24 protein-coding genes are annotated in these 23,855 nt (G+C 72.2%); 13 read left to right on the top strand and 11 right to left on the bottom strand.

Annotated features, from left to right (window positions below):
* Window positions 1–10: 10 nt before the first annotated feature.
* Window positions 11–202, bottom strand: a complete 192-nt coding sequence (locus JOC24_RS00995; protein WP_205018158.1) for a hypothetical protein — start codon at window positions 200–202, stop codon at window positions 11–13.
* Between the two features lie 362 nt (window positions 203–564).
* Here JOC24_RS00995 and JOC24_RS00990 point away from each other — a divergent pair, with 362 nt between their 5' ends.
* Together JOC24_RS00990 and JOC24_RS00985 are read left to right on the top strand one after the other, a co-directional pair.
* On the top strand, window positions 565–2,622 hold the full coding sequence (locus JOC24_RS00990) for a HelD family protein (protein ID WP_205018157.1): 2,058 nt from the start codon (window positions 565–567) through the stop codon (window positions 2,620–2,622).
* Between the two features lie 373 nt (window positions 2,623–2,995).
* A complete protein-coding gene (locus tag JOC24_RS00985) occupies window positions 2,996–3,982 on the top strand; it encodes a lytic polysaccharide monooxygenase auxiliary activity family 9 protein (protein WP_205018156.1) in 987 nt (328 codons plus the stop codon).
* 48 nt (window positions 3,983–4,030) lie between these two features.
* On the opposite strand, the gene JOC24_RS00980 is transcribed toward JOC24_RS00985, so the two are convergent.
* The 8 genes from JOC24_RS00980 to JOC24_RS00945 all read right to left on the bottom strand — a co-directional run bounded on the left by JOC24_RS00980 (window position 4,031) and on the right by JOC24_RS00945 (window position 12,769).
* Window positions 4,031–6,313, bottom strand: a complete 2,283-nt coding sequence (locus tag JOC24_RS00980; protein WP_205018155.1) for an MMPL family transporter — start codon at window positions 6,311–6,313, stop codon at window positions 4,031–4,033.
* A gap of 132 nt (window positions 6,314–6,445) precedes the next feature.
* Complete coding sequence (locus JOC24_RS00975; protein WP_205018154.1) at window positions 6,446–7,135, bottom strand: copper homeostasis protein CutC; 690 nt, start codon at window positions 7,133–7,135, stop codon at window positions 6,446–6,448.
* A gap of 176 nt (window positions 7,136–7,311) precedes the next feature.
* Entirely contained in the window at window positions 7,312–8,715 is a 1,404-nt protein-coding gene (locus tag JOC24_RS00970) for a lipase family protein (protein WP_205018153.1), read from the bottom strand.
* 139 nt (window positions 8,716–8,854) lie between these two features.
* A complete protein-coding gene (locus JOC24_RS00965; protein ID WP_205018152.1) occupies window positions 8,855–9,787 on the bottom strand; it encodes a CU044_5270 family protein in 933 nt (310 codons plus the stop codon).
* Window positions 9,780–10,445 (bottom strand): RNA polymerase sigma factor, encoded by a 666-nt coding sequence (locus tag JOC24_RS00960; protein ID WP_205018151.1) that lies wholly within the window; start codon window positions 10,443–10,445, stop codon window positions 9,780–9,782. Before JOC24_RS00960 ends, JOC24_RS00965 begins: the two co-directional genes overlap by 8 nt.
* 85 nt (window positions 10,446–10,530) lie before the next feature.
* Window positions 10,531–11,391 (bottom strand): 5-oxoprolinase subunit C family protein, encoded by an 861-nt coding sequence (locus tag JOC24_RS00955; protein ID WP_205018150.1) that lies wholly within the window; start codon window positions 11,389–11,391, stop codon window positions 10,531–10,533.
* On the bottom strand, window positions 11,388–12,023 hold the full coding sequence (locus tag JOC24_RS00950) for a 5-oxoprolinase subunit B family protein (RefSeq protein ID WP_205018149.1): 636 nt from the start codon (window positions 12,021–12,023) through the stop codon (window positions 11,388–11,390). The genes JOC24_RS00955 and JOC24_RS00950 overlap by 4 nt, the downstream gene beginning before the upstream one ends.
* The gene (locus JOC24_RS00945) at window positions 12,020–12,769 is read right to left on the bottom strand and encodes a LamB/YcsF family protein (protein ID WP_205018734.1); all 750 of its coding nucleotides are present in this window, start codon (window positions 12,767–12,769) and stop codon (window positions 12,020–12,022) included. The genes JOC24_RS00950 and JOC24_RS00945 overlap by 4 nt, the downstream gene beginning before the upstream one ends.
* A gap of 246 nt (window positions 12,770–13,015) precedes the next feature.
* On the opposite strand from JOC24_RS00945, the gene JOC24_RS00940 reads away from it, so the two are divergent.
* The 7 genes from JOC24_RS00940 to JOC24_RS00910 all read left to right on the top strand — a co-directional run bounded on the left by JOC24_RS00940 (window position 13,016) and on the right by JOC24_RS00910 (window position 19,346).
* Window positions 13,016–13,741, top strand: coding sequence for a GntR family transcriptional regulator (locus JOC24_RS00940; protein ID WP_205018148.1), 726 nt, complete (start codon window positions 13,016–13,018; stop codon window positions 13,739–13,741).
* Between the two features lie 240 nt (window positions 13,742–13,981).
* Window positions 13,982–14,713 carry a DUF969 domain-containing protein gene (locus JOC24_RS00935; RefSeq protein WP_205018147.1) on the top strand — a complete coding sequence of 244 codons (732 nt, stop codon included), beginning with the start codon at window positions 13,982–13,984 and terminating at the stop codon, window positions 14,711–14,713.
* Window positions 14,710–15,678, top strand: a complete 969-nt coding sequence (locus JOC24_RS00930) for a DUF979 domain-containing protein (RefSeq protein ID WP_205018146.1) — start codon at window positions 14,710–14,712, stop codon at window positions 15,676–15,678. The genes JOC24_RS00935 and JOC24_RS00930 overlap by 4 nt, the downstream gene beginning before the upstream one ends.
* Before the next feature lie 79 nt (window positions 15,679–15,757).
* Window positions 15,758–16,798 (top strand): DUF2891 domain-containing protein, encoded by a 1,041-nt coding sequence (locus tag JOC24_RS00925; RefSeq protein ID WP_205018145.1) that lies wholly within the window; start codon window positions 15,758–15,760, stop codon window positions 16,796–16,798.
* A 74-nt stretch (window positions 16,799–16,872) separates the two neighbouring features.
* Window positions 16,873–17,556 carry an HD domain-containing protein gene (locus JOC24_RS00920; protein ID WP_205018144.1) on the top strand — a complete coding sequence of 228 codons (684 nt, stop codon included), beginning with the start codon at window positions 16,873–16,875 and terminating at the stop codon, window positions 17,554–17,556.
* A 72-nt stretch (window positions 17,557–17,628) separates the two neighbouring features.
* Complete coding sequence (locus JOC24_RS00915) at window positions 17,629–18,891, top strand: Cmx/CmrA family chloramphenicol efflux MFS transporter (protein ID WP_239579498.1); 1,263 nt, start codon at window positions 17,629–17,631, stop codon at window positions 18,889–18,891.
* Window positions 18,892–19,010: 119 nt separating this feature from the next.
* The gene (locus tag JOC24_RS00910; RefSeq protein ID WP_239579332.1) at window positions 19,011–19,346 is read left to right on the top strand and encodes a hypothetical protein; all 336 of its coding nucleotides are present in this window, start codon (window positions 19,011–19,013) and stop codon (window positions 19,344–19,346) included.
* On the opposite strand, the gene JOC24_RS00905 is transcribed toward JOC24_RS00910, so the two are convergent.
* A complete protein-coding gene (locus tag JOC24_RS00905; RefSeq protein ID WP_205018143.1) occupies window positions 19,300–19,569 on the bottom strand; it encodes a DUF4031 domain-containing protein in 270 nt (89 codons plus the stop codon). The two genes, JOC24_RS00910 and JOC24_RS00905, sit on opposite strands and share 47 nt — an antisense overlap.
* The gene (locus tag JOC24_RS00900) at window positions 19,566–19,934 is read right to left on the bottom strand and encodes a hypothetical protein (protein ID WP_205018142.1); all 369 of its coding nucleotides are present in this window, start codon (window positions 19,932–19,934) and stop codon (window positions 19,566–19,568) included. Before JOC24_RS00900 ends, JOC24_RS00905 begins: the two co-directional genes overlap by 4 nt.
* Before the next feature lie 102 nt (window positions 19,935–20,036).
* Between JOC24_RS00900 and JOC24_RS00895 the strand changes: the two genes are divergently transcribed.
* From JOC24_RS00895 to JOC24_RS00880, 4 genes are all read left to right on the top strand, one after another.
* Window positions 20,037–20,954: a MurR/RpiR family transcriptional regulator gene (locus tag JOC24_RS00895; protein WP_205018141.1), complete on the top strand. Its 918-nt coding sequence runs from the start codon at window positions 20,037–20,039 to the stop codon at window positions 20,952–20,954.
* 56 nt (window positions 20,955–21,010) lie between these two features.
* Window positions 21,011–21,979: an N-acetylmuramic acid 6-phosphate etherase gene (murQ, locus tag JOC24_RS00890; protein WP_205018140.1), complete on the top strand. Its 969-nt coding sequence runs from the start codon at window positions 21,011–21,013 to the stop codon at window positions 21,977–21,979.
* Window positions 21,980–22,015: 36 nt separating this feature from the next.
* Window positions 22,016–23,533: a PTS transporter subunit EIIC gene (locus JOC24_RS00885; RefSeq protein ID WP_205018139.1), complete on the top strand. Its 1,518-nt coding sequence runs from the start codon at window positions 22,016–22,018 to the stop codon at window positions 23,531–23,533.
* 123 nt (window positions 23,534–23,656) lie between these two features.
* Entirely contained in the window at window positions 23,657–23,827 is a 171-nt protein-coding gene (locus JOC24_RS00880) for a hypothetical protein (protein WP_031093367.1), read from the top strand.
* Window positions 23,828–23,855 lie beyond the last annotated feature (28 nt).

Raw genomic sequence — 23,855 nt, 5'->3', positions numbered from 1 at the left:
CCGCCCGGGCTCAGCGGTGGCGGCGGACGACGCCCGCCTCCTCCGCGTACTCGCCGAGGACGGCCACACCGAACGCGGTGCGTGCGTAGACCGAGACGGCGCGCATCGCGTTTCCCACCCGGTGACTGTACGGGTGCCCGGTGGCCGCGGTCGCGCCGTGCGCGGGACCGGTCCTGCGGGGGTTCACGTAAAGGGTGCTCATGCCTTCCATGGTGCTCCGCCGGGCCGCGTCGCGGCATCGGCCGGCCGGCCGAGGAAGGTGCGGGCCCGGGTCGGCCGGAAGACGGACCCGTCCCCTACGGGGCGGACACGGCCTGATCCTTTATTCGTTCGCCCCCGGCGGCCGCGGTCTATACAATCGCCGGTCTGCCCGCCTCCCGAACCGTGGTACCGGCCGCCCTTCCGCGCGGCCGGCAGCCGGGGGAGCGCCGCCGACCGGACGGAAACCGGCCGACAACAGCCGCACGCGCACACCCGCGTGCGCCTCTCTGTGTGTACGTCCCCGAGCGGACCGGGCGGTGAGCCCTGTCCGCCGTCCTGCGTCGAAAAGCCGGAGGCAACACCGTGCCCGCGCACGAAGAGTCAAGCAATCCACTGGTCAGGGAGCGGGCGCACCTCGCCGCGTCCCGTGCCGCGCTGCGCGCCATGCGCGAGGACGTGCAGGCGCTCGACATCCGCGACGTCACCGCGAACTGGGTCAACGCGGCGGTCCTCCAGTCGCAGATCGACGACCGCATCAAGGCGCTCGCCGATCTCTCCCACACCCCGCTGTTCTTCGGGCGCCTCGACTACCTGCACGTGGTCGGCGCCGAGAAGGCGGAGGGCTCGCAGGGGGAACGGTTCTACATCGGGCGCCGCCACGTCCACGACGCCCACGGCGACCCCATGGTCATCGACTGGCGCGCGCCGGTCTCCCAGCCGTTCTACCAGGCTTCCAGGAAAAACCCGCTGGACGTCGACCACCGCCGTCGCTTCGGCTACACGGGCGGCGAGCTCACCGCGTACGAGGACGAGCACCTCGCCGACCCCACGGAGACCGAGCAGACCAGCAAGCTCCTCCAGGCGGAGATCGAGCGGCCCCGTGTGGGCCCGATGCGCGACATCGTGGCGACGATCCAGCCCGAGCAGGACGAGATCGTCCGAAGCGGTCTCGGCGGAACGGTCTGCGTCCAGGGAGGCCCCGGCACCGGAAAGACGGCCGTCGGCCTGCACCGTGTCGCCTACCTCCTCTACGCGCACCGCGAGCGCCTCGCCCGCACCGGCACCCTCGTCGTCGGTCCGAACCGGTCTTTCCTCCACTACATCGAGCAGGTCCTGCCGGCGCTCGGCGAGCTGGAGGTGCGGCAGGCCACCGTCGAGGACCTGGTGGCGGCACGCGTCGAGGTGCGCGGCACCGACGAATCCGCCGCCGCAGTGATCAAGGGCGACGCGCGGATGGCCGAGGTCCTGCGGCGGGCGATCCGCTCGCACGTGACGCCCCCGTCGGAGCCGGTCGTGGTGGTGCGCGGCTCACGCCGCTGGCGGATCCCGGCCTACGAGGTCGAGGAGATGGTCGGTGAGCTGCTGGCCCGGGACATGCGGTACGGGGCCGCCCACGAGGCGCTTCCGCAGCGCATCGCGCACGCCGTCCTCGTACGGATGGAAGAGGCGGGCGAGGCACCGGACGACCGGGTGCAGAACGCCGTCGCACGCAATCCGGCGGTGAAGGCGGCCGTCAAGGCGATCTGGCCGGCGGTCGACCCGGCGAAGCTCGTGCTGCGGATCCTGACGGACGCGGAATTCCTGGCCGCGCACGCGGAGGGGCTCCTCACCGACGACGAGCAGAAGCAGATCCTGATGACCAGGCCGGCTCGCAGCGTGAAGTCGGTGAAGTGGACGGCGGCGGACGCGGTCCTGGTCGACGAGGCCGCCGACCTGGTGGCACGGACGCACTCGCTGGGCCATGTCGTCATCGACGAGGCCCAGGACCTGTCCCCGATGCAGTACCGCGCGGTGGGCCGCCGCTGCTCGACCGGCTCGGCGACGGTGCTAGGAGACCTGGCGCAGGGGACGACGCCGTGGTCGACGGGGAGCTGGGAGCAGGCGCTGTTCCATCTGGGCAAGGCGGACGCGGTGGTGGAGGAGCTGACGGCCGGCTTCCGTGTGCCGCGCGAGGTGATCGCGTACGCCTCCCGGCTGCTCCCCGCGATCTCGCCGGGTCTGGCCCCGGTGGAGTCGGTGCGTGAGGCGCCCGGCTCCCTCTCGGTGCGTGAGGTGGGCGCGGCGGATCTGGAGGCGGCGGTGGTGGCGGCGTGCGAGGAGTCGCTGCGCCAGGAGGGCTCGATCGGCCTGATCGCCGCCGACGCCCGCGTCCCGGCGCTGTCGGCGGCCCTGACGGCGGCCGGCCACAGCTTCCTCTCCCCCGGCCAGGAGACGACGGCCGAGTCCCGGCTGACCCTGGTCCCGGCCTCGCTGGCGAAGGGCCTGGAGTACGACTACGTCGTACTCGACGAACCGGCGGCCGTGGTCGACGGCGAACCCGACGAACGCACGGGCCTGCGCCGCCTGTACGTGGCCCTGACCCGAGCGGTGTCCGGCCTCGTCGTGCTGCACGCTGCGGAACTGCCGGAGCGACTGGCCTAGTCCTGCGGGCCGGTGATGGGCCGGGCACGGCTGTGCGTACAGCGCCCGGACCCGTCACCGGCCGCGACTGCCGTGCGTGTGCGGGAAGTTGCGCCAGTCACTGCACGGGGCGTTTACAGACCACCCCGTCCGCGCTACTTTTTTGGGAGCGCTCCCATGGGCCCCTCTCCCCCCACCCGCACGAGCCGAAGACAGGTCGGCCAGGGGCCCGGGACGGGCCGGCACGAAACCGGTCCACGGGCCTCACCCGCCGCCCCGGCACGTCTTCGGCCCGGCTGTACCGGCACGTCTCGCTCAGGCGCTCGGCGCTCCCTGCGCGTGGGGGCCACCAGGGTCATCTGCCCCAACAGAGAATCCCGAAGGAGACCAACTCATGGCCAAGCGAAACACCGTTCGGAGAAGCACTCGGTTACGCGCCCCCCGCGCGCTGAGCTTCCTGGGAGCGGGCCTCCTGGCCCTCACCCTGGCCGGACTGCCCACTCCCGCGTCCGCCCACGGCGTCGCCATGGAGCCGGGCTCCCGCAGCTACCTCTGCTACAAGGACATGATCGCGAGCGGTAACCAGATGCCGTCGAACCCGGCCTGTGCCGCCGCGGTCGCGCAGACCGGCACGACGCCGCTCTACAACTGGTTCGGTGTCCTGGACTCCAACGGCGGCGGACGGACCAAGGGGTACATCCCCGACGGCGAGCTGTGCAGCGGCGGCCACAACGGTCCGTACAACTTCTCCTCGTACAACGCGGCCCGCGGCGACTGGCCGACGACACACCTCACGGCAGGCTCCACGACGCAGGTCAAGTACAGCAACTGGGCCGCGCACCCGGGCAAGTTCGACGTCTACATCACCAAGAACGGGTGGACGCCCGACCAGCCCCTGGCGTGGGACGACCTGACGCTCACCCAGACCGTGAACAATCCGCCGCAGGCCGGTGGCGCGGGCTCGGACGGCGGCAACTACTACTGGAACCTCCAGCTCCCGCAGGGCAGGACCGGCAAGCACATGCTCTTCATCCACTGGATCCGCTCGGACAGCCAGGAGAACTTCTACTCCTGTTCCGACATCGTCTTCGACGGCGGCAGCGGCCAGGTCACGGGCATGAAGGGCAGCCGGATGTCGGCGGACGAACTGGCGGAGGCCGCGGAGAAGGCCGGGACACCGGCCGTGCCGGCCCACGCGGAGCACGCCGGGCACGCGGCCCCGGTCGGCGGGGCGGCCCTGGTGGCCTCCAGCGACGACTCATCGGCCGGATACCTGCCGGCCGCGACAGCGGTCTCGCTGACGGGAGCCGCCCTGATCTTCGCGGCGGGAGCGGTGACCCAGAGCCGTCGCCGCCGCCGGCAGGCCGGGCAGAACCACTGACCGCGAGGAGCCGTGCGTGACCCCGGGCCGGTGACCACCGACCCGGGGTCACCCCCGCGCCTTCGCGTCCCCTTCCGCGTCGAGGTGCGGCAGGATGCGGTCCAGCCACCGGGGCGTCCACCAGGCCGCGCGGCCGAGCAGGGTCATCACGGCGGGCACCAGCAGGAGCCGTACGACGGTGGCGTCGACGAGCACGCTGACCGCGAGGCCGAGACCGAGCATCTTGACGACGATGTTGTCGCTGATGATGAAGGCGGCGAAGACGCTGACCATGATCAGCGCGGCGCACGTGATCACCCGCGCGGTGATCTCCAGGGCGTGCGCGACGCTCGCCTTCGGGTCCTTGGTCGCCAGCCACGCCTCATGGATCCGGGACAGCAGGAAGATCTCGTAGTCCATGCTGAGCCCGAAGACGATGGCGAACATCATCATCGGGACGTAGCTCTCGATCGGTACGTCCCCCGACACCCCGAGCGCGGGCCCGCCCCAGCCCCACTGGAAGACGGCGACCACGACCCCGTACGAGGCCGCGATCGACAGCACGTTGAGCACGGCCGCCTTGACCGCGACGAGCAGCCCGCGGAACACGGCCAGGATGACGAGGAAGGCGAGTCCCACGACCACGGCGATGATCAGGGGCAGCCGGCGGGAGACGATGTCCAGGAAGTCGACCTGGGCGGCCGTCGTACCGGTCACGTAGGTGTTCGCCGCGGTGCCGGAGACCGCGTCGGGCAGGACGTCGTCCGTGAGGTGGTTGACCAGGCTGGTGGTCCGCTCGTCCTGCGGCGCGGCGACGGAGTAGGCGGTGGCCGTGAGGACGTCCCCGTCCGAGGTGGCGGCGAGCGGGGTGATGACGGCGGCGTCCGGCACGTCGGTCAGGGACTGCTGGGCCTGGCTCTGCAGTGCGGACCGGTCGCTCTGCGGGACCTCGCTCTGGTCGATCACGAGCGTCAGCGGGCCGTTCGAGCCGGGTCCGAACGCCGAGGACATGAGGTCGTAGGCGCGCCGGTCGGTGAACGACTCGGGATCGGCGCCGTCCCCGATGTGGCCGAGCTGGATGAAGAAGAGGGGGAAGGCGAGGACCGCCAGCACCACGACCCCGCCGGCCAGGAACCACCACGGCCGTCGCTCGACCCGCTGCGCGTACCGGTGCCACGTCCCGTGCGTCGCCCGGCCCCGGCCCGCGGCACCCTCCGCCCCGGGCTCCGGACCTGCCTCCGCGTCGGTCTCCACCTCGGCGATCGGCTTGCGTACGTGGATCCGGTCGATGTACCTCCCGGTCAGGCCGAGCATCGCAGGCACCAGGGTGAGCGCCCCGAGCACCGCCGTGACGACCGTGACGGCAGCCGCCAGGCCGAGTTTGCCGATGAAGCCGATGCCGGAGACCCACAGCCCGCAGAGAGCGATGATCACCGTGCACCCGGAGAGCAGCACGGCCCGTCCGCTGGTCGCCGTGGCGTCCCCGGCGGCGGCCACCGGATCCCCGCCGTCCATGAGGTTCTGGCGGTGCCGGGTCACCAGGAACAGGGCGTAGTCGATGCCGACGCCGAGCCCGATCATCGTGGCCAGGGTCGGTGACACGGTGGCGAAGGTCGTCGCCGCGGCCAGCAGTCCCAGCAGGCCGAGCCCGCAGACGACACAGATGAGGGCCGTGATCAGGGGGAGCAGGGCCGCCAGGAGGCTGCCGAAGCCGATCAGCAGCACGAGGACGGCCACCGCGAATCCGATGGCCTCGCTGACGCGGTCGTTCGCCTCGGGACGGGCCAGCTCACCCAGCGAGCCGCCGTACTCCACCTCGGCGCCCGCCGAGCGGAGCGGCCGCACGGCGGAGTCCACACCGTCGAGGTATCCGGAGCCGAGGGTGGAGGGCTGCTCGCTGAACCGGACGGTGATGTACGCCGTCTTCCCGTCGGCGGAGAGCGGGCCGACGTCCGGTCCGCCGGTGCTGCTCGGCGCGGTCAGCGGGTTCTGTGCGGACAGCACGTCGGGGAGCTTCTGCAGGCTGCCGACCACCGTCGACATCTGGCTGCTCAGCTCGCTGAGTTGCTTGTCCGCGTCGTGCACCACCACCTGGCTGCCGTAGCCGCCGGCCGAGGGGGCGTGCGCTTCCAGGACGTCCAGGCCGTCCTGCGACTGGGTGCCGGGGATCGCGAAGTTGTCCGAGTAGTCGCCGCCGTAGGCGTGCTGGAGGCCCTGGAGCGCGGCGAGCGCGGCCAGCCACAGCACGATGACGGTCACGAAGTGACGCGCACACCACGCTCCGGTCGCGTGCAGCGTCCCCGTCCGGCGCGCGTCGGTGCCGGAGTCGTGGGCGGGCTGCGGGTGCGACATGTGAACTCCGGGGCTGGAGCGACACCTGGGACACCAGCATTCAAAGCCGGTCCCGCCGCCGTGGCACCCCGGAGTGGGGGAACGGGTGACGCCGCCCGGGCCCGGGGCGTCCGCCTCCGCCCCGACCGCCCGTCAGCCGTCGAGCGCCGCGCGCCACTCCCGTACCGCCGCCGCGTCCACCGGACCGCTCCAGCCGCCCGGGCGTGCCGCCCCGCCGATGTGGAAGGCCTCGATTCCAGCTGCGCGCAGGCGCGGCACGTGGTCGAGGCGCAGGCCTCCGCCGACCATGATCTGCGGCTCGTAACCGGGCAGGTCCGAGCGCCCCGCCTCGGCCAGCAGGACGTCCATGCCCGCGTCGACCCCGTTCGGCGAGCCCGCCGTGAGGTAGGTGTCGAGCCCCGGCAGGTCCGCGAGGTGCTTGCGCAGGACGTCGCGGTCGACCGCGCGGTCGATGGCGCGGTGAAAGGTCCACGGGCAGCCGTTCAGCTCGGCGACGAGCCGCTCGACGGCCACCAGGTCGGCGTGACCGTCCTGGTCGAGGAAACCGAGGACGAACTCCTCCGCCCCCGCGGCGCGCATCGCGCGGGCCTTCTCCACGAGGACGCCGATGTCCCCGGCGGCGAATCCGTCCGCGGCCCTGAGCATCACCCGCAGCGGGATGCCGACGGCGGCCTTGATCTCCGCGAAGACCTTCACCGACGGGGTCAGGCCGTCGGCCGCCATGTCGGTGACCAGTTCGAGGCGGTCCGCACCACCCGCCTGCGCCGCGACCGCGTCCTCCGCGTCGAGAGCGATCACCTCCAGGACTGCACGGTTGCTCATGGTGTTCCATTCCCTCGGAGCGGCTGCGGACTACAGGTCTAGTCCAATAACCAGACTACGGGTCGGCCACCCGGGGCGCAGCTCCCCGTGGGAACGCATGCGTGAAGATACGCGAGGCCGCGGCGGCGTCCGCCGAGCGGACGCGCCGCGGCCTCGAGGGTCACGGAGTGGGGACGTCAGGGCTGGATCGGCATCGACCAGCAGTTGGAGACGGCCTTCTTGCCGGAGAGCCGGTCGGTCAGCCAGGAGATGGCACTGCCCTGGTCGGTGAGGAGCGGGGCGAGGTGGTTGGTCATGATCTTGTCACCGAGGTCGGGCAGCCGGACGGCCTCGTACGTCACGTCGCCGCCCTTGCGGCACCAGTCCACCGCGAGCTGCTTGGCCTGCTTGTGGGGGACTATGTCGTCCTGGACGCCGGTCGCCAGCCGCACCGGAGCCGTCGGCTTCAGGTTGCCCAGGCGCTGCTGGGCGAGCATCGCCTGCAGCTTCGGTTCGGCCGCGATGACGTCGGCGAGCGACTTGCCGTTCGCGGTCCATTTCTTGCTGTCGGCGAAGCCGTAGCCGAGGATCGCGTCGCCCACGCACATGGTCGAGGTGTCCTTCAGCGCGGCCTTGCCGACGTCGTTCGTGTTCGCGTCGACGATCGCCTTCAGGGACGGGTCGGACTGGGCGAAGCCGTTGATCGACCAGCCGAGCGCACCGGCCAGGGCGCTGCCGTCGATGCCCTTCATGACCTCGGTGAGGTCGGCGGGCGGCGCCCCCGCGTAGGTGCCCGCCAGATTGACGTCGGGGGCGTACGTGGACTGCAGTTCGGCGGCCGAGGCGCTGGCACCGCCGCCCTGGCTGTAGCCGTAGAGGCCGACCTTCGAGGCCGAGGTGATCGAGGCGCCGTCGACGGAGCGTGCCGCGCGTGCCGCGTCCAGGAGGGCGTGGCCCTCGTCGACACGGTCGACGTAGGTGTGGAGCCGGTCGGTCGCGCCGAGGCCGGCGTAGTCGGTGACGACGACGGCGGCACCGGCCGCGAGGAAGCGGTAGACCGCGATGTTGTCGTAGCCGATGGACACCGTGCCCTCGCCGATGGTCAGCGGGTGCTGGAGCGACAGCGAGGGGGCACACTGGTCGCCCTGGCCCATGGTCCCCGTGGCCAGCGCCACCAGGGGGCGGGAACCGCCGCCCTTCCACGCGGCGGACGGTTCGATGTACGCGCCGGTGACGGCGACGGGCCCGCCGCCCGCGTCGGTGGACTTGTACATCAGGCGCGTCGCGGTGCCGGGCATCCGCCGGCCGTCCAGGCCGGGGAGGCTCACCCCGAGCGGCAGGGGCTCCGCGCGGACGAGGGTGCCGTCGGCGGTGGGCAGCTGCGCCGGCGGGTCGTAGAAGGCGGGGATGGTCACGCCCCGGGAGACCACCGACTCCGACGAGCCGGTGGCGGAGGCCGGTACGGCCACCGCTCCCAGGCACGCGGCGGCGGCCACCGAAGCGGCCAGCAGACGTCCCGTGCGGCGTCCCCGCCGGCGGGGTTCCAGGAGGTGGGGGGTACTCGTGGTCGAGCTCGAACGGGTCGTCTTGCGGGGACTCACGGCTCACTCCTCGCTCTGCTCCGATGAACGTGAGCGCAAGCTAACACCGGGGCGTTACCTGAAGTAACTCATCGGTAAGTTACGCTTCGGTAACGTGGTGGGCGGGTCCGGCCCCCCGACCGGACCCGCCCCGCCGCCCCTACCGGGGCCGCTGGCCGATCTCGTCCACCACGCCCGACCTCACCCGCCCCCTGACCTCCACGTACTTCTCGCCGCCCTTCAGCTCGCGGCCCTCCCAGTGGCCTCCCTCGACCCCGTCCAGGCGCATGCCGAGGTAGGCGCAGCTGCCTCGCTCGAATACGGGACCGAACGTCATCCCGGGATACGAGACACCGATCCCGTGCCGGCCGAGAGCGTCCACCTCGTCGTCGTCCAGGACGATGCCGGGCAGCTTCGCGAGAGCTTCGAACGCGGCGGCCTGCAGCCCCGCCGGCATGACTCCCGGACCGCGCAGCAGCAGGCACAGGTCCATGTAGGCCGAGCGGCGGTCCGTGCCGTCCTCCGCGTGTCCGAGCGCATCGAGGAGCCGGTCCGGATCGGTCGGCAGCTTCTTCAGTTCCGCGTACCCGGTGGGCGGCCACCGCATCTCGTGCTCGGTCAACGGCGGCTGCTCGCGGACCCGTTCGCCGTAGACGTACCGGGAGGGCCGGGAACCGTCCACGGACAGCCAGATCCTGTCCGTGCGCGTCGTCGGCCTCCCGCCGTCCAGAGGAGTCCGCGTGGCGATCTCCTCGGTGTAGAAGTACTGGTCGTCGCGCGGGGCAGGCAGCCCGGCGCCGTCGGCACGCGTCCGGTCGGCCGCCCGGTGCAGCACCTGGGCTGCGGACAGCGTGGTCATCCGCGGTCCGGGCCCGTCGTCCGTGGTGACGACCACGGCCGCGAGCACGGTCGCGGTCGCCGTCGCGGCGAAGCCCGCCCGCAGCACCAGCCTCCTGGGCACCGCGCGTGATCGGGTCCGGCAGGTCTCCTCGGCGACGGCGCGCGCCAGCCGGGCGCGGGCGGCCGTGCGGGCCTCGTCGCCCGGCGCGGGCACATCGGCCTCCATCTCCCGCAGAGCGGTGAGGTCATCCATGGTCGGGCTCCTCCTGAACCTCGTGCGGACGTGTGGGATCCGACCCGCCCAGTGCGTCACGCAGCCTCTTCCGTGCCCGGTGCAGCCGGGAGCGCACGGTGCCCACGGGCACGCCGAGCGCCTCCGCCGCCTCCGCGTAGTCCAGGTCGCCCCACGCGATGACCAGCAGGACGTCCCGGTAACGGGCGGGCAGCGCGGCGAGGGCCCCCGCGAGTTCGGCGCGGGTGCCCTCGGCGCTGACCCGGGCGGCCACCCGGTCCGCCAACGGCTCCCCGTCCCCGCCCCGTTCGTCCGGGGCGGCGGAGGCGGCACGCGACAGCGCCCTGAGGCGCCGGGCCTCGGCACGCCGGTGCCCCCGCACGAGATTGGTGACGATGCCGTAGAGCCAGGGCCGCGCCTGCGGCCTCGACAGGTCGTACCCGCGGCGCTGCTGGAAGGCGATCACGAAGGTCTCGGCCATCAGGTCGTCGGCCGCCTCGGTGCCGAGGCGACGGGCCGCGTACCGGTGGATGTCGTCGGCGTACCGGTGGAACAACTCGGCGAAGACGTCGGGATCGCCCAGGGAGCGCCGGACGATCGAGGCATCGGACTCGGGGACCGGTTCGGCGTCGGCGTCGGCGGGGGCGTGCCGGGCCTCGAGCTCCGGCGGGGCGGTCACTGGTCGGTTCTCGGACTCATGGGCTTCCCTCGAAGAGGCGGGCTCGGTCACCTCCTGTTGGCCGACGCCTCGATCCGGGTTCCCGTCACGCCCGCACGAACCGCACCGGTGTCCCCGGGACCGCCTGCGCCGCCCCCGCCAGCGCGGCTTCGGCGACCACGCCCACGACCGGATAGCCCCCCGTCGTCGGGTGGTCGTTGAGGAACACCACGGGCAGCCCGTCCGGCGGCACCTGGACGGCTCCCAGCACCATGCCCTCGCTGGGCAGTTCGCCGTCCCGGGCGCGCCGCAGGGCGGGGCCCTCCGTGCGCAGCCCGATGCGGTTGCTCCGCTCCGAGACCCGGTACGCGGCGGTGGTGAGCGTGCGCAGGGCCTCCCCGGTGAACCAGCTGTCGCGCGGGCCCGGATGCAGGGGCAGCACCAGCTCCGCGGGGACGCCCGGCCAGGGCACGGTGTCGACGCGGGGAGCGCCGCCCGGCCGTCCGAGCGGCAGGACGTCGCCCTCGCGCAGGACCGGCGGGCCGAGACCCGAGAGCAGGTCCGCGGATCTGCTGCCGAGCACCGGCTCGGGCTCCAGTCCGCCCGCGAACGCCAGGTATCCGCGTACCCCGTGCACCGCGGGCCCGGCCTCCAGCACCGCACCGCCGGGTACGCGGACGGGCGCACCCCACGCGACCGGGCGGCCGTCCACCGTGACCCGGCACCCCGCCCCGCCGACGACGGCCAGCACGGTCCGGGTTCCGGTCACCCGGACCGCGCACCCCGTGAGCGTGGTCTCCAGTACCGCCGCGTCGGGGGCGTTGCCGACGAGGCGGTTGGCCAGCCGCCGGGCGGGCCCGTCCAGCGCCCCGGCCCGGGGCACGCCCAGATGCGCCCAGCCGGTGCGGCCCTCGTCCTGCACGGTGGTCAGGGCGCCCGCCCGGACCACTTCGATGCCCGCGCTCATCCGCGCACCCCCGCCGGCACGAATCGCACCCGGGCCCCGGGCGTGAGCAGCGCCGCCGGCTCCCGCCCCGGGTCCCAGAGGGCGTCCGGCTCGGGCGTGCGCCCGATGAGCTGCCAGCCGCCGGGCGACGGGCGCGGATAGACCCCGGTGTACGGACCGGCGAGGGCCAGCGCACCGGCGGGCACCCGGGTCCGCGGGGTGGTCCGGCGCGGCACGCCCAGATGCCCCGGCAGACCCGTGAGGTATCCGAAGCCGGGCGCGAAACCGCAGAAGGCCACCCGGAATTCCGTACGGGCGTGGATGCGGGGCACCTCGTCGACGGCGACGCCCCACACCTCGGCCACGTCGGCGAGGTCCGGGCCGTCGTAGACGACGGGTATCTCGACGGCCTCCCCCGCTCCCCGGCTCGGCGGCGGCACGGTCCACGACCGCAGCCGCCCCGCGAGCGCGCGGTCCTCCACCCCGTCGAGCAGCACCGTCCGCGCGCCCGGGACGATCTCGCGCACGCCGGGGAGCTCCCCGGCGGCCCGGCTGCGGAGCAGCTCCGCATGGAACGCCTCCGCGTCCTCGCCGGAGTCCAGTTCCACGAGCAGGGCGCGGGGGCCTGCCTCCAGCACCCGGATGCCGCTCACGCGAACGCCTGCACACGGACGCCGACTTCCTCCAGCGCCGTACGCACCCGCAGGGCGAGCGCCGCCGCGCCGGGGGTGTCGCCGTGGACGCACAGCGACCGTGCCGTGAGCGCTATCCGGCCGCCGTCCACCCCCGTCACCGCTCCGTCGACGGCCATGCCGACGCTGCGGCGTACGACCTCGTCCGCGTCGTGCACCACGGCTCCCGGCTCGCCGCGTGGCACGAGCGTGCCCTGCGAGGTGTACGCGCGGTCGGCGAACGCCTCCTCGACGGCGGTCAGTCCCTCCGCCTCCGCACGGGCGAGCAGCCGCGAACCGGGCAGCCCGAGGACCGCCGGGCGGCCACCCGCGAGCAGCACCCCCGCGACGACGGCGTCGGCCTGCTCCTCGTCCCGGACGACCCGGTTGTAGAGGGCGCCGTGCGGCTTCACGTAGGAGACCGTGGAGCCGGCCGCCTCCGCGAAGACCCTCAGGGCGCCGATCTGGTAGGCGATCTCGGCGGTCAGTTCACGTGCCGGGACGTCCATGGCGCGGCGCCCGAATCCGGCGAGGTCGCGGTAGGAGACCTGCGCCCCGATGCGTACGCCCCGCTCCGCCGCCGTGTCGCAGACGCGCCGCATCACGGAGGCGTCGCCCGCGTGGAAACCGCAGGCCACATTGGCGCTGGTGACACAGTTCAGCAGCGCCTCGTCCTCGGTGAGGGTCCAGCGTCCGAACCCCTCACCCAGGTCCGCGTTGAGGTCCATCGGCCGCGCCGGGCGCGTCACACTCGTCAGATCCGTCACGGGCGCACGCTAGCGATTGTTCAACAATCTGACAAGAGCCTGGGCTCTGCCCGAGGCCTTCGTACGGTTCACTGAGCACAGAGCACCGCGCACAGCTGACGGAACCCCAGGCCCGCCTCGAACTGCGGAACCGGCGGGCGGAACGGCGGACGCGGCAGGCACGACCGTACGACAGGCGCGACAGGCGCGACAGGCAGAGGACGGGGCATGGCGGGGAAGACGAACGGCGGGAGGACCGGCGACGCACCGGACCTCTCGGAACTGGCGACGCACAGCACCTCCCTGGAGGGGTCCGGTACGGCCGAGCGGGTCGCCGCCGTCCTGCGGGACCGGATCACGGAGGGCTACTTCCCGCCGGGCAGCCGGCTGTCCGAGGAGAGCATCAGCGGCGCCCTGGCCGTGTCCCGCAACACCCTGCGCGAGGCGTTCCGCCTGCTGTCCCACGAACGCCTCCTGGAGCACCGCCTCAACCGGGGGGTGTTCGTCCGCATCCTGGCCGTGGACGACCTGGTCGACATCTACCGGGTGCGGCTCCTCGTCGAGTGCGCTGCCCTGCGGACCCTGGGCGAGCCCCCGTTCGACCTGGCGGCGGTCGAGGCGGCGGTGTCGACCGGCGAGCAGGCGGCACTCCAGGACGACTGGCCCGCCTGCTCCACCGCCAACATCCGTTTCCACCAGGCGCTGGCCGGCCTGGCGAACAGCGCCCGCACCGACGAACTGATGCGCAACGTCCTCGCCGAACTGCGGCTCGCCTTCCACGTGATGGCCGACCCACGCCGCTTCCACGAGCCCTACCTCACCCGCAACCGCGAGATCACGGACAGGCTCGCCAAGGGGGACGCGGCCGGCGCCGAGCGGATGCTCGCCTTCTACCTGGAGGACTCCAGGCGTCAACTGGCGGAGGCGTACGCGCAGCGGCTCACCGAGCGATGACCCAGGATCGTCCGATGATCCGCACACCGCCCCACCACTCCCGCCACACCCCCACTCCCCTATGAATGCGGGCAGATGAGGACATAAAACCCGTCTCTCCCTCCTCGCGCGCCACTGATTACGATCGATGCATCCCACACCCTTGTGGGATTGTTGAACAAGACCCTAAGGTCTCGCGTTATACCCCCGTCTGACCAGGACCGTGCACCGCCACGTCCCTGCGCGGAAGAAGGCCGACGCGTGATCGTTCTCCTCGGCGTGCTCGTGGTGATCCTCGGATTCGCCACCCGCCGCAATCCTCTGCTCGTGGTGGGTGCCGCCGGCATCATCACGGGGCTGCTCGGCAAGCTCTCGCCGCAGGAGGTGCTGGCCTCGTTCGGCAACAGCTTCGCCTCCGCCCGTTCGGTGACCGTCTTCGTCATCACGCTGCCCGTCATCGGGCTCCTCGAGCGTTACGGACTCCAGGAGCAGGCCCGTACCCTCATCGGCAAGCTGGGCAAGTTGACCACCGGCCGCTTCCTGACGCTCTACCTGCTGATCCGGCAGCTCACCGCATCCGTCGGCCTCACCAGCATCGGTGGCCCCGCACAGAGCGTGCGGCCCCTGATCGCCCCGATGGCCGAAGCGGCGGCCGAGGCCAAGGCAGGTCGTCCGCTCCCGCAGAAACTGCGCGAGAAGGTCCGTTCGCACGCGTCCGGCGCCGACACCATCGGAGTGTTCTTCGGTGAGGACTGCTTCATCGCCATCGGATCGATCCTGCTGATCACCGGCTTCGTGAACTCCACGTACGACCAGCACCTCGAACCCCTGCACCTGGCCCTGTGGGCGATCCCCTCCGCGATCTGCGCCTTCCTGATCCACGGGGCCCGCCTGCTCAACCTGGACCGGCAGCTGGAGCGCGAACTCGCCGTCACAGCGGCCGAGAACGACCTGGCGGCGCATGCCGGGATCCGCACGGAGGACGCCAAGTGATCAAGTCCGAGTACTTCTTCTGGCTGGTCGGCGCGGTGTTCCTCGTCATGGCCGCGCAGATGGCCATGGACCGCACCAACCCGAAGCGCTTCGGCTCCGCCGGCTTCTGGGGCCTGCTGGGCACCGCGTTCTTCTACTCCACCGGAGTCGTCGACAAGTCCCTCCCCGCCGAACCGCTGGGCGTCGCCGTCCTGGTCCTGATCGTCCTGGGCGGCTTCGGTCTCACCGGCAAGGGCGAGTCGCACACACCGCCCCGCGAGAAGCGCGCGGCCTCGGCCGCCCGTCTCGGCAACAAACTGTTCCTTCCGGCCCTCACCATCCCCGTGGTCGCGATGATCTGCGCGACCCTGGTGAAGAACTGGAAGATCGGTGGCGAACCCGTCCTGGAGCCGGGGTACGAGACCATCCTCGGCCTGGGCGTCGGCGCCGTCGCCGCGCTGGTGGTGGGCATGGTGCTCCTGCGCGAGCGGAAGGTCTCCGTTCCGCTGCACTCCGGTCGGAACATGCTCGAGTCGATGGGCTGGGCACTGCTCCTCCCGCAGCTCCTCTCCGTCCTCGGCTCGATCTTCCAGACCGCCGGTGTCGGGGACCAGGTCGGAAGGATCACCGAGGCGGTGCTGCCGGACGGCCAGCGGCTCGTGGCCGTGGCCGTCTACTGCTGCGGGATGGCGTTGTTCACCATCGTCATGGGCAACGCCTTCGCCGCGTTCCCGGTGATGACCGCCGCGATCGGCTGGCCCGTCCTCATCGAGCAGATGAACGGCAACGCGCCCGCCGTCCTCGCGGTCGGCATGCTGTGCGGCTTCTGCGGCACGCTCGTCACGCCGATGGCCGCCAACTTCAACCTGGTCCCGGCGGCACTCCTCGAACTCAAGGACCAGTACGGCCCGATCAAGGCACAGCTGCCCACGGCGGCGGCCCTGCTGGTCTGCAACGTCGCGATCATGGCGCTCTTCGCCTTCTGACCCGAGGCACCCCGCCCCGAGATCCCCCGACCCGGCCCCCGCCCCCACGGCCCGAGACACCCCCTCTGGAGTGACCCCGATGTCCCCCGCGCTCCCCGCCGCGTACGCCGTCCCCTTCGCGGAACTGGCCCTCGCCAACGTCGTACGCGAATACCCCAACGCGCCCGCCCACCTCTACGCAGGGCCCGAGGAACTCGTCGCGCCCCGCACGCTGCACCCCGCGTTCTACGGGGGCTACGACTGGCACTCAACGGTGCACATGCACTGGCTGCTCGTCCGCCTCATGCGCCGCTTCTCCACCACCGGCGACCTTCCGGCCACCCTCACCACCCGTGTCCGCGAGGTCCTCGACACTCATCTGACCCCCGAGAACATCGCCGTCGAGGCGTCCTACCTGCGTGGTCGGCCGCACTTCGAGCGTCCCTACGGCTGGGCCTGGCTGATCGCGCTGGCCGCGGAGTGCCGGGCCCTCACCACGCCCGACGGCGACCGCTGGGCCGACGCCCTGGCCCCCGGCGTGGCAGCGGTCGGCGACCTGCTCACCGCCTGGCTGCCCAAGGCGACGTACCCGGTCCGGCACGGCGTCCACAACAACAGCGCATTCGGCCTGGGCCTGATCCTCGACGCGGGCCCGGCCGCCGGGCTGCCCGCGCCGGTCCTCGACGCGGCGACGGAGCGGTTGCGGACCTGGTTCACCGACGACCACGACGCCCCCGCCCACTGGGAACCCTCCGGCCAGGACTTCCTCTCCCCCGCCCTGGTCGAGGCGGACGCGATGCGCCGGGTGCTGCCGGTGGCGGAGTTCCGCACCTGGATCGCCACGTTCCTGCCGGCCCTGGTCTCCGCCGCGCCCGACTCCACGCTGCTCGACCCGCCGGTGGTCTCCGACCACGCCGACCCCCAGATCGGCCACCTCCTCGGTCTCACCCTGAGCCGGGCGGCCGCCCTCCGTACGATCGCCGACGCGCTCCCGGACGGCCCGGCCCGAACCGCGCTCCTGGCCTCGGCCGAGGCCCATCTCTCGCTCGGCCTGCCGACGGTGTCCTCCGGGGACTTCTCCTCGGACCACTGGCTGGCGACGTACGCGGCACTGGCCCTGGACACGGCGCCCGGTCACTGAGCAGCGGGCCCGCCCCCGGCCCGCGCGGCCGGGGGCGGGCCGTGCGCGCAGGACGTACGTCCTACCCTCGGCCTATGAGCGACAGCGGCACCTCCGAGACCGGCCCCTCCGAAAACCCGCCCGGTGACGACGCCCTCCGTGGCCGCTGGCGCGAGACCCTGCTCGCCGCACGCGGCGGTCCGGGCCCCGACCCGATGCCCTACGCCGACAACCTCCTGGGCCGCTGGGCCGAACCCCAGCGGCGCTACCACACCACCGCCCACCTGACGCAGGTCCTGGACCGCGTCGACACGCTGGCCGGCCACGCCTCCGACCCGGAGCTGGTGCGCCTCGCCGTCTGGTTCCACGACGCGGTCTACCGCCCCGACCGCTCCGAGAACGAGGAGCGCAGCGCGGCGCTCGCCGAGCGCGCCCTGCCCGAGGCCGGTGTCCCTGACGCCGCGACGGCCGAGGTCGCCCGACTGGTCCGGCTCACCGTCACCCACGACCCTGCGGACGGCGACACCAACGGCGAGGTCCTGTGCGACGCGGACCTCGCGATCCTCGCGTCGCCGCCCAAGGAGTACGCGGCGTACGCGGCGCAGGTGCGCGAGGAGTACGGCTTCGTCCCGGACGACGCCTTCCGCGAGGGGCGGACCGCCGTCCTGCGTCAACTGCTGGAGCTGCCCCGGCTGTTCCGTACGCCGCACGGGGCGGGGGAATGGGAGCCGCGGGCGCGGCAGAACCTGACCACCGAACTGGAGCTTCTCAGCCGGTGAGACAAGGGAATGACAGGGACGAAAGCGCTGTTGGCCACTGTCATGCCCGATTCTGCTTCCAGCCGTCCCCGCATGCCGATGGCCGTCTACATCCTCGGCCTCTCGGTCTTCGCCCTCGGCACCAGTGAGTTCATGCTGTCCGGGCTGCTGCCGCCCATCGCCGACGACATGGACGTGTCCATCCCGAAGGCCGGACTCCTCATATCCGCCTTCGCGATCGGCATGGTGGTCGGCGCCCCGCTGCTGGCCGTCGCCACGCTGCGGCTGCCGCGCCGCACGACGCTCATCGCGCTGATCTCCGTCTTCGGGCTGGGCCAGGTCGCGGGTGCGCTGGCACCGACGTACGACGTGCTGTTCGTGTCCCGGGTGGTGAGTGCGCTGGCGTGCGCCGGTTTCTGGGCGGTGGGCGCGGCGGTCGCCATCGCGATGGTGCCGGTGAACGCCCGGGCCAGGGCCATGGCCGTCATGATCGGCGGACTGTCGATCGCCAACGTGCTGGGCGTACCGCTGGGAGCGTTCCTCGGGGAGAGCTTCGGCTGGCGTTCGGCGTTCTGGGCGGTGGGCGCGGCGTCCGCCGTGGCTCTGGTCGGTGTCGTCACGCGCATCCCGCGCATTCCGCTGCCGGACGAGAAGCCGCAGCTCAGGCGGGAGATCGCGATCTACAAGGACCGCCAGGTGTGGCTGTCCATCGTGATCACCGCCCTCGCGGCCGGCGGTGTGTTCTGCGCGTTCAGCTACCTCGCACCGCTGCTTACGGATGTCGCGGGACTGGACTCGGGCTGGGTCCCGTGGGTGCTCGGGCTGTTCGGTGTCGGCGCGCTGATCGGTACGACCATCGGCGGCCGGGTCGCGGACGCGCACCTCTTCGGTGTGCTGCTGAGCGGGATCAGCGCCTCGACGGTGTTCCTGGTGGCACTGGCCCTCTTCGCGTCGAACCAGGTCGCCGTCGTCGTCCTGGCTTTCCTGCTGGGGCTGTCCGCCTTCTACACGGCCCCGGCGCTCAACGCCCGCATGTTCAACGTCGCGGGTGTCGCCCCGACGCTGGCGGGGGCGACGGCCACGGCCGCGTTCAACCTGGGCAACACGAGCGGCCCGTGGCTCGGCGGTGCGGTGATCGACGCGGACTTCGGCTTCCGGGCGACGGCCTGGGCCGGTGCCGCGATGCTGGTGCTCGGTCTGGCGGCGGTGACGGTCTCACTGCGGCTGCGCGGCGGCGGTACGCCGTCCCGCCGGATCGCGGGCGCACGGACGCACACCGGCGGGGAGCAGCACACCGGCACGGAGCAGGTCGTCGGTTCCGAACGGTCCGGGGGCACGGAGCATGCCTACACCTGAGCAGATCCGGGAGGACGCCGATCCTCCCGCCCGCCGGGCTCGCCGGGCCGGCTCTCAACCCGTCCGTACCGACGAGCATCCTGCTGCGGCTGCTCGCCGACGACCCGGCGGCCTTACGGATGGTGCTGTGCCGGGACCGGACCCTGCCCGACGCCGTCGTCGTCGACGCGGTGATCGAGCACCCCGACACCCGCACCCGCGGCTTCTTCGCCCGTAACCCCCATGCCGATCCGGCCCAGCGGGCACGGCTGTCGGACGATCCCGAGTGGTTCGTCCGAGCCCACCTTGCCGAGGGACCTCGGACGGCCGTCCTCGCCCGGCCCCGGCCCCTGCCCGACGAGGCCGTCGTCCACATGATCAGCACGTACGACGACGAGCCGAGTGGAGGAACACCGACGGGGCGGCGGCTCAGAGGGCGGGGCGCCCCTTCGGCCGCCGGAGCCCCGCCTCGGTGAGGCGGCGCACGATCTCCTTCGACCCGACCTCCCGCGCCCCGGCGCGCACCGCGTCCGCGTAATGCGCCTCGGGCACGTCGTAGTGGTCGCGCTCGAAGGCGCGGGGCGGGCAGCCGATCGTGGCGGCGAAGGCGTGCAGTTCCTCGAACGACACATCACTGACCAGGTGCGACCACAGGCGGCCGTGCCCCGGCCAGGTCGGCGGGTCGATGTAGACGGTCACCGGCCGAGCACCTCGGAGAGCGATCCCACCCGCGCGACGGCCACCGTCGCCTTCGTGCAGACCCAGTGCGGGTCGGGTCCGAGCTCCGGCTCGACGTCGAGGGCGTGCGGTCCCTCGTCCGTGCACACCGGGCACAACGGCCAGCGCCCGTGCTGCTCCAGGAGAGCGTCCTGGACGTCCTGCGCGACGAGCCCCGTGACGAAGGACACACCCTCGGGCCACTGCTCGACCCACCACCTCCGGTGGGCTATCGCGTCCTCGACCATCGAGACGATCCCGGCTTCCGCCACATCGCCCGCGACGAGGTCGGCCATCACCAGCGCACGCGCGGTGTGCAGCTCCTGTTCCAGGCTGTTCAACTCCATGGCCTCATTGTCCCCCGCCGTACGTACGGCGGAGAGCGATCCTTCAGAGGTAGGGACCAAAGGGGGGTTGACGGGATTCGCCCGTGAAAATATCTTTCAAATGTGACCAATGACGTGAAGGAAAGTTTCAATCCGGATTCCCCGCCCGCCCCTGCGGCCCTCGCGGCGAAGGTGCGGACCCTGGCTCCGTCCATGACCCGTTCCATGCAGCGGGTCGCCGAAGCCGTCGCCGGGGACCCGGCCGGGTGTGCCGCCCTCACCGTCACCGGTCTCGCCGAACTCACCGGCACCAGTGAGGCGACGGTCGTCCGCACGGCCCGCCTCCTCGGCTACCCGGGCTACCGGGACCTCCGTCTCGCGCTCGCCGGCCTCGCGGCCCACCAGCAGTCGGGCCGGGCACCCGCCGTCACCGCCGACATCGCGGTCGACGACTCCATCGCGGACGTCGTCACGAAGCTCGCCTACGACGAGCAGCAGACCCTCGCCGACACGGCCGCCGGTCTCGACACGGTGCAGCTCGGGGCCGCCGTGGCGGCCGCGGCGACCGCCCGCCGCATCGACATCTACGGCGTCGGGGCGTCCTCCCTCGTCGGCCAGGACCTGGCGCAGAAGCTGCTCCGGATCGGCCTGATAGCCCACGCCCACATGGACCCGCACCTGGCCGTGACCAACGCCGTGCAGCTGCGCCCCGGCGACGTGGCCATCGCGATCACCCACTCCGGCTCCACGGGTGACGTCATAGAGCCGCTCCGGGTCGCCTTCGACCGGGGCGCGACGACTGTCGCGATCACAGGCCGCCCCGACGGCCCCGTCTCGCAGTACGCGGACCACGTGCTGACCACCTCCACAGCGCGGGAGAGCGAGCTGCGGCCCGCCGCCATGTCGAGCCGCACCAGTCAGCTCCTCGTCGTCGACTGCCTGTTCATAGGGGTCGCCCAACGAACGTACGAGACGGCCGCGCCCGCACTGTCCGCCTCCTACGAGGCGCTCGCCCACCGCCACACGCCACGCAGCCGCTGACCTGCAGCACCCGCACCCCGCGATCCGAACCAGAACGAGAAAGCAGAGCGCTGTTCATGACCTCCACCACCGACGCGAACGCAGACACCCCCGTACCCGACGGCTACGGCGAACTGCGCGCCCAGCTCGCCACCCTCACCACGGAGGCGTTCCGGCCGGAGCTCGCCGAGATCGACCAGCTGCCGACGCAGGAGATAGCCCGCATCATGAACGGCGAGGACGCCACCGTCCCCGCCGCGGTAGCCGAGAAGCTGCCGCAGATCGCCGCCGCGATCGACGCCACTGCCGAGCGCATGGCGCGCGGCGGCCGGCTGATCTACGCGGGCGCCGGCACCGCCGGCCGTCTCGGTGTGCTCGACGCCAGCGAGTGCCCGCCCACCTTCAACACCGACCCGTCCGAGGTCCTCGGCCTGATCGCGGGCGGCCCCTCCGCCATGGTCAAGGCCGTCGAGGGCGCCGAGGACAGCAAGGAGCTGGCCGCCGCCGACCTCGACGGTCTGGGCCTCACCGCCGACGACACCGTGGTCGGCATCTCCGCCTCGGGCCGTACCCCGTACGCCATCGGCGCCGTCGAACACGCCCGCGCCAAGGGTGCGCTCACCCTCGGTCTCTCCTGCAACGCGGACTCGGCGCTCGCCGCGGCAGCCGAACACGGCCTGGAGATCGTCGTCGGCGCCGAGCTGCTCACCGGCTCGACCCGTCTCAAGGCGGGCACGGCCCAGAAGCTCGTCCTCAACATGCTGTCGACGATCACGATGATCCGGCTCGGCAAGACCTACGGGAACCTGATGGTCGACGTGCGCGCCTCCAACGAGAAGCTGCGCGCCCGCTCCCGCCGCATCGTCTCCCTCGCCACCGGCGCCGGTGACCAGGAGATCGAGGCGGCCCTCGCCGCCACCGACGGCGAGGTGAAGAACGCCATCCTCACCATCCTCGGCGGGGTCGACGGACCTGCCGCCGCCACCCTCCTGGCCGAGTCCGACGGCCACCTCCGCGCGGCCCTCGCGGCCGTCCGCACCACCTGACGCACCACACCCCCGCACAGCAAGGCACCACGCACCATGGCTACTGAAGACAAGAACCGCGCCACTGCCGCCGCGATCCTGCCGCTCGTCGGTGGCGCTGCGAACGTCAGCTCGATCGCCCACTGCATGACCCGGCTCCGGCTGGGCCTGCACGACCGCTCCCTCGTCGACGACGAGGCCCTCAAGGCGGTCCCCGCCGTGATGGGCGTGGTCGAGGACGACACCTACCAGATCGTCCTCGGCCCAGGCACCGTCGCCCGGGTCACCCCCGAGTTCGAGCAACTGGTCGAGGACGGCCGGGCGTCCGGGACGCCCGCACCCACGCACACGGCGGAGGAGCTGGCCGACAAGGGCGCGGCCCTCAAGGCGCAGCGGAAGACGAAGAACGCCACCCCGTTCAAGCTGTTCCTGCGCAAGATCGCGAACATCTTCGTCCCGCTGATCCCCGCCCTGATCGGCTGCGGCATCATCGCCGGCCTCAACGGCCTGCTGGTGAACCTCGGCTGGCTGACCTCGGTCACCCCCGCCCTGGCCGCGATGGCCTCGGGCTTCATGGCCCTGATCGCGGTCTTCGTCGGCTACAACACGGCGAAGGAGTTCGGCGGCACGCCGATCCTCGGCGGCGCGGTCGCGGCGATCATCGTCTTCCCCGGCGTCGCGAACATCGACGCCTTCGGCCAGACCCTCTCCCCCGGCCAGGGCGGCGTCCTCGGCGCCCTCGGCGCGGCGGTCCTCGCGGTGTACGTCGAGAAGTGGTGCCGCCGCTGGGTGCCCGAGGCACTGGACGTCCTGGTCACCCCGACACTCACGGTGCTGATCTCCGGCCTCGTCACGATCTTCGGCCTGATGTACGTGGCCGGCGAGGTCTCCTCCGCCATCGGCACGTTCGCGGACTGGCTGCTCTCCACCGGCGGCGCGGGTGCCGGCTTCCTGCTCGGCGGCTTCTTCCTGCCGCTGGTGATGCTGGGCCTGCACCAGGCCCTGATCCCGATCCACACCACTCTGATCGAGCAGCAGGGCTTCACGGTCCTGCTCCCGATCCTCGCGATGGCCGGAGCCGGCCAGGTCGGCGCGGCAGCGGCCGTGTACCTCCGTCTCCCCCGGAACGAGTCGATCCGCAAGACCATCAGGTCCGCCATGCCCGCAGGTCTGCTGGGCGTGGGTGAGCCCCTGATCTACGGTGTCTCGCTCCCGCTGGGCCGCCCGTTCGTCACGGCCTGTGTGGGCGGCGCCTTCGGCGGCGGCTTCGTCGGCCTCTTCAACCAGCTCGGCGACTCGGTCGGCTCGACGGCCATCGGCCCTTCCGGCTGGGCGCTGTTCCCCCTCCTGGACGGCAACCACGGCCTCGGCTCCACGATCGCGATCTACGCGGGCGGCCTGCTCGTCGGCTATGTCGCGGGGTTCGTCGCCACGTACTTCTTCGGCTTCAGCAAGGCCCTGCTGGCGGAGTTCAACGTCAGCCAGGAACCGGCCGCCTCCACGGTCGCGGCCACCGGCCCGGCCTCCCCCTCGGGCTCGGGCGACACCCAGCCGAAGGAACCCGCCGGAGTCTGAACGCGCCGCACGCTCGTCCGCGGGGCCGCGAGCGGTCACGGGGAGCCCAGGAAATTTTCCGTAGGAACACGTGTGTGTAGGCAATGCATCGCCGGGCACACGCTGCTCCGGAGGTTGATAACAATGGTTCCCCTGCTTCTCGTTCTTCTGCTCGCCCTGATCCTTTTCGGTGCCGGTTTCGCACTCAAGGCACTGTGGTGGATCGCGGTGATCGTGCTCGTGGTCTGGCTGATCGGATTCTTCGTGCGCCCGGCGGCCGGCGGCGGTAAGCGCGGCCGGTGGTATCGCTGGTAGAAGACCCTGACCAGCATTTATGCGGGTG

It is taken from the genome of Streptomyces sp. HB132 (assembly GCF_016909575.1).
Taxonomy (GTDB): Bacteria; Actinomycetota; Actinomycetes; order Streptomycetales; family Streptomycetaceae; genus Streptomyces.
Note: the sequence above shows the minus strand (reverse complement) of the source record. Positions and strands in the feature narration are given on the sequence as shown.

Coding starts and splice junctions, on each gene's coding strand:
- JOC24_RS00980 (WP_205018155.1), bottom strand. CDS start 6,313: ATGTCGCACCCGCAGCCCGCCCACGACTCCGGCACCGACGCGCGCCGG.
- JOC24_RS00985 (WP_205018156.1), top strand. CDS start 2,996: ATGGCCAAGCGAAACACCGTTCGGAGAAGCACTCGGTTACGCGCCCCC.
- JOC24_RS00880 (WP_031093367.1), top strand. CDS start 23,657: ATGGTTCCCCTGCTTCTCGTTCTTCTGCTCGCCCTGATCCTTTTCGGT.
- JOC24_RS00940 (WP_205018148.1), top strand. CDS start 13,016: ATGGCGGGGAAGACGAACGGCGGGAGGACCGGCGACGCACCGGACCTC.
- JOC24_RS00915 (WP_239579498.1), top strand. CDS start 17,629: ATGCCGATGGCCGTCTACATCCTCGGCCTCTCGGTCTTCGCCCTCGGC.
- JOC24_RS00900 (WP_205018142.1), bottom strand. CDS start 19,934: ATGGAGTTGAACAGCCTGGAACAGGAGCTGCACACCGCGCGTGCGCTG.
- JOC24_RS00885 (WP_205018139.1), top strand. CDS start 22,016: ATGGCTACTGAAGACAAGAACCGCGCCACTGCCGCCGCGATCCTGCCG.
- JOC24_RS00925 (WP_205018145.1), top strand. CDS start 15,758: ATGTCCCCCGCGCTCCCCGCCGCGTACGCCGTCCCCTTCGCGGAACTG.
- JOC24_RS00965 (WP_205018152.1), bottom strand. CDS start 9,787: ATGGATGACCTCACCGCTCTGCGGGAGATGGAGGCCGATGTGCCCGCG.
- JOC24_RS00975 (WP_205018154.1), bottom strand. CDS start 7,135: ATGAGCAACCGTGCAGTCCTGGAGGTGATCGCTCTCGACGCGGAGGAC.
- JOC24_RS00955 (WP_205018150.1), bottom strand. CDS start 11,391: ATGAGCGCGGGCATCGAAGTGGTCCGGGCGGGCGCCCTGACCACCGTG.
- JOC24_RS00945 (WP_205018734.1), bottom strand. CDS start 12,769: ATGGACCTCAACGCGGACCTGGGTGAGGGGTTCGGACGCTGGACCCTC.
- murQ (WP_205018140.1), top strand. CDS start 21,011: ATGACCTCCACCACCGACGCGAACGCAGACACCCCCGTACCCGACGGC.
- JOC24_RS00920 (WP_205018144.1), top strand. CDS start 16,873: ATGAGCGACAGCGGCACCTCCGAGACCGGCCCCTCCGAAAACCCGCCC.
- JOC24_RS00910 (WP_239579332.1), top strand. CDS start 19,011: ATGGTGCTGTGCCGGGACCGGACCCTGCCCGACGCCGTCGTCGTCGAC.
- JOC24_RS00995 (WP_205018158.1), bottom strand. CDS start 202: ATGAGCACCCTTTACGTGAACCCCCGCAGGACCGGTCCCGCGCACGGC.